This is a genomic window from Aerococcus viridans (assembly GCF_002871935.1).
Lineage (GTDB): Bacteria > Bacillota > Bacilli > Lactobacillales > Aerococcaceae > Aerococcus > Aerococcus viridans_B.
Genome location: NZ_PNHQ01000039.1, coordinates 1 through 4,502, shown reverse-complemented (window position 1 = coordinate 4,502; position 4,502 = coordinate 1). Strand labels below are relative to the sequence as shown.

5 protein-coding genes are annotated in these 4,502 nt (G+C 35.7%); 1 reads left to right on the top strand and 4 read right to left on the bottom strand.

Annotated features, from left to right (window positions below):
* The first annotated feature begins 181 nt into the window (after positions 1–181).
* Positions 182–394, top strand: coding sequence for a hypothetical protein (locus CJ191_RS09000; protein ID WP_048729520.1), 213 nt, complete (start codon positions 182–184; stop codon positions 392–394).
* 218 nt (positions 395–612) lie between these two features.
* Here CJ191_RS09000 and CJ191_RS08995 read toward each other — a convergent pair whose 3' ends face one another.
* From CJ191_RS08995 to CJ191_RS08985, 4 genes are all read right to left on the bottom strand, one after another.
* A complete protein-coding gene (locus CJ191_RS08995) occupies positions 613–1,509 on the bottom strand; it encodes a macrolide 2'-phosphotransferase (protein WP_219721565.1) in 897 nt (298 codons plus the stop codon).
* A gap of 85 nt (positions 1,510–1,594) precedes the next feature.
* Positions 1,595–3,067: a ribosomal protection-like ABC-F family protein gene (gene abc-f, locus CJ191_RS08990; RefSeq protein ID WP_059349304.1), complete on the bottom strand. Its 1,473-nt coding sequence runs from the start codon at positions 3,065–3,067 to the stop codon at positions 1,595–1,597.
* Positions 3,068–3,461: 394 nt separating this feature from the next.
* Complete coding sequence (locus CJ191_RS09150; protein WP_165695912.1) at positions 3,462–3,599, bottom strand: hypothetical protein; 138 nt, start codon at positions 3,597–3,599, stop codon at positions 3,462–3,464.
* Between the two features lie 76 nt (positions 3,600–3,675).
* Complete coding sequence (locus CJ191_RS08985) at positions 3,676–4,299, bottom strand: HAD family hydrolase (RefSeq protein WP_102199565.1); 624 nt, start codon at positions 4,297–4,299, stop codon at positions 3,676–3,678.
* Positions 4,300–4,502: the final 203 nt, after the last annotated feature.

Genomic DNA, 4,502 nt, shown 5'->3' with positions numbered 1-4,502 from the left:
ATTTCATCTATAAGAACTAAGCCAAAATCACTGGATAAACGACCACCTGTATGAGAGACATGTAAATCATTATTGAATTTTGCAGCAGCTTCTTGTAAAGTAACCATTGAGAGAACTCCTTTCTATTGGTTGTTTGTCGTGAATTAACCATATCAGAAAGGGGTTCTTTTTTCATCACCTAATGGGTGATGGACAAGATGGAAGTCAAGCTTACGTAGCAGTAGGCGACGTTGTTTACGATGTTACAGATGCAGAAGGATGGGAAGACGGTGTCCACGAAGGTGGAATCGAAGCTGGAAATGTTTATGCTGAAGAAGACTTCGAAGAATCTCCACATGGTACAGAAGTATTAGATAACGTACCTATTGTAGGTACAGTGGATCGTGGAGAATAACAAATAAAATATTGTTAGAACTGGGACAAAAATTTTCAGTTTCTGAATAAACAAAGAGGCGTTCAAAATCTAAATGATTTTGTGACGCCTCTTTTATTTTATCGATTCATTGGAACCTCGTAAGAACAAACTAAAGTAGCTGTTGTCTCAGCCACTTTTTCAGTTTCTTGTCTAATCGTTATACTCGGTGATTTGTCTACTTTTCTATTTCAAAATCTTTATTGCTCATGACTAAACATTTGTTTAGCTATTTGATCGTACTCTTCTAAACCAGATGTCATCGCAAATTCTGCAATTGTAATCCCTTGTGTAGAAAGAAGCTCCATAATATGCTGTCTCATCTTCGGCCATGTATAACCGCCCGCTTTATTATAAGCCTCAATTAACTCTTCCAGTTGATTTTCACCGTATAACATGTAAAATGCTGTGAAATCATTGGATACATCGGCAACTTTTGCTTCAGTCCAGTCAATTATTCCATTAATTTTAAACTGTTCATCAACCAGTGTATGTCCAGGGAACAGGTCCCCATGAATAAAGCCTGTTTCTTTTGGCCACATTTCTTCATCATCAATCCACTTCTGCCATCTTTCCCACAAAGACTTATTCACTTTATATCGATTATTTACTGTATCCATCCGTTCTTTCATGGATGTTTGAAGTTCTGCTGCAGACTGAACAGGAAGTCCTGCTGCTTTGGCTTTTTCTTTAGAAGCGCCATGTAAAGTAGCAAGCGCCTTTCCTAAGCTTTGAATATAATTCTCTGGAACCTTTTTAATATCGAAGACCCAATCCTGTTCTTGTGTTTCTATATCCGTAGTGACTGCTGGTTTTCCCTCTAATTTCTTGTAGGCAATCAATTCTTCTGTAAAAATTTCCCAATTTGGAACTTGAAAATCACTATCCAACTCATTTACAAGATCAAGAATACTTTTTTCAATTTGTACTTTTTCAAATACATCTTTTCTTCTAGGAATACGAAGTACCCATTCTGTACCATTTTCATCTGTTCCAAATACAACTTGGAAGTCTAATCCCATATTAATAAATTCTAGTGACGTTTCATCGATTTCTAAATGATGATGTCTAGCTAATTTCAAAACATTATTTTCCATATCCATTCACTCCTATTCAGATTTTTTCCTTTTAACACCAGACGCTTAAAAATAGCCCCTCATTCAAAATAAGGGCATCATGAGCTTAGTACTCAACCAAGTTTAATCGTTGATCTCTTATCTCCCATATCTGTTCGGCCACTCGTTCCATAAAATATTTATCGTGTGAGGTAAACAGAATCGTACCTTTGTAACTTTTCATCAATAACTCCAAGGCTTCAATTGTTTGTACGTCAATAAAATTCGTCGGTTCATCTAAGATAAGGACATTACTTGGATCTGTAAATAACTTCGCAATGACTAACCGAGTAACTTCTCCACCACTCAAATCGACCACTGATTTCTTTACAACTTCTGTTTGATCAAAACCTAAGTTATTTAAAATGCTTCGAATAACCGGTTCCTCCAAATGTGAATCTTGTTTTAAATACTCTATCATTGTTTTGTCTTGTGATAGTTGGTAAGCCTTTTGTTTGTAAACGGAAAAGACGATTTTATTCGATAAGGTAATACCTTCCCCATCATTTACAATATACTCTAACAACGTTGATTTCCCAGACCCATTTGGACCAGTTATACCAATTCGTTTTCCTAATGGCAGTTGAAAACTCGCTTCGTCAAATAATACCTTAGAGCCCCTTTGAATCGTAACTTTGTGTCCCATAATCGGGAAGTCATTATGCATCTCTAAATTTTTAGGTTGTGGAAAGTTGATGACTTTTTCTTCCGCAACATTTTGAACCTCATCCAGTTGTTCTGCTCTTTTTTGTATGGCTTTCGCAGCTTTATGGGCTGCTTTTTGAACCGTATCTTTTTGTTTGGAAGAAGCCAGTCGATCAGGTTTTACAGCTTTGTTTTTCTGTTTAGTACTTACGCTGGCCATTTTTTCAGCCTGCGCTTGTTTCTCTTTCGCCGCCTGTTCTAAATGTTGTTTTTCTTTTGTGAATTTTTCAAACGCATTTTGTTGTTCAATTAATTCTTGTTTTTTTAATGCTTGATAAGCAGAATAGTTACCTGGATAAACGGTCACTTTCCCGTTATTTACTTCCCAAATTGTGTCCACGACTTGATCTAAAAAGTAACGATCATGGCTAACTACAATCAGCGTACCATAATAGTATTTTAACTGATCCACTAGAAATTGAATGCCATCGGTATCTAAATGTGTAGTAGGCTCATCCATTAATAAGCCAAATTGGTACGTCGAAAAGTACTCTGCGAGGCGCAGCCGTGTTTGTTGCCCGCCACTGTAATTTTCAACTTCATGTTCTGGGAGATCTAAGCGCGATAAATACTCGGGGTCAATCTTCTCATAATCCGGCTTCATTCCTTCTTGAATTTGTTCATAATATTCAAAATAAATCGTACGATGAACTGTACCAATATCAGGTTTTAACTTTCCAGAAATAAGATTAAGCAAAGCACTCTTACCTTCTCCATTTCCACCAACGATTCCTATTTTTTCATTTTCGTAGACCTTCAATTCATCAATCGCTAAAATATCTCGACTCATAAAACTTTTTTCAACATTCTTTAATTCTAATACTAATTTATTCATGCTTTCTCACTCCTGTATATTTTATACCTGTTATAGCAACTTCATTTAGGCAATAAAAAATACAGGTCAAAGTCTTATCGGCTTTAATCTGCATAAATGATCTTATTATGAGCGTATGAAAAGACAGTTACCCCTCTATGGGTCAAACAACTGTACGTTTAATGAAAAGCCCAATACAGAAAACTTAAGCATGACAAAAAGGCCAATCTAATCGATAAGATTGATCTGCTTCTTATTGCCATCCTTAACGTAATCTCATTGAGTTAATCATTTTTTCAACGCTCCTCTGTTGTAATGTATTCATAATATATCACAACTGTTTTCGTTTCTCAAGAAATTCTTAAGAAAAAGTCTATTTCTACACCATTAAATATTATTCTTCGTCTTTATTTTTTTATTGTTTTTCTTTCTTTTCTACTTCTTTTTTATTGGCCCCTTCAAATGCAGCGCCTAAGGTAATTCCAATCGCCACAAATGCCATATTATCTAATGCAATACCTAGAGCGACGCCCAAGGTTATACCGATTGCCATTCCAGCACCTGTATATTTATAGCCTTTCTTTTTGTCTTTATCTTTTTTGTCATCATAAAGCTCTTTAGAAAGTCTGTTATGTTTGTATCCAGTCTATAATATCTATTGGTTGTTTGAAAATATAATCTGCTGAGTCAAATTTTTCTGTTGTTTTTGCACCCCATAATGCAAGTCCGAATTTGATTCCTGCTGCTTTCGCACTTTGCATATCGTAGATTGAATCACCTATATATATTGTTTTGCTTGGTGGAGCATTTAGCCGCTCCATGCATGACAGCAACGGTTCAGGGTGTGGTTTGTGTTTCGTTGTATCATCCGCAGTAATCATCTCTTCAAAATACGAACTAAGCCCTAACGGATCAAAGGTATCAACCATTCCCTGTTTAGTTTTAGATGTAACAATGCCTAATTTGATTTTTCTTTTTCCTAAATGGTCAATGACAGTTTCTAAATCTGGAAATAATGTTGCATCCTTTGAATACTCTGTTTCCAATTGAGCCCATTTTGAATGAACGCGATCAACCTCTGGGATATTCAAGCGATTCAAAGTCTCTTTGCCCGGAATACCTAAAGCAAAGCGTAAATTCCCTAGTTTATACTGCCGTCCTTCTTCTTTTAGAGTTTGTTGCAGAGAATTTAAGACTGCTTTTTCCGTGTCTAAAATAGTTCCATCCACATCGAAAATGATATAGTTGTACATCTCAAGCCCCTTGTCTATTCTTTATTTTTAACAGTAAACATCTTTTTGGAGTCGCTGCATCGTATGCCATGTAGACATTTTGTTTATAGTATTTCGGTTAAGTTTAATAGTCCGACCTGAATAATTCATACCTCTAATTTCAGAGGCCAGTTTATTATGTTTCTGTTATATTTTGCAGTTTTTCTATTATATACATTGAGATA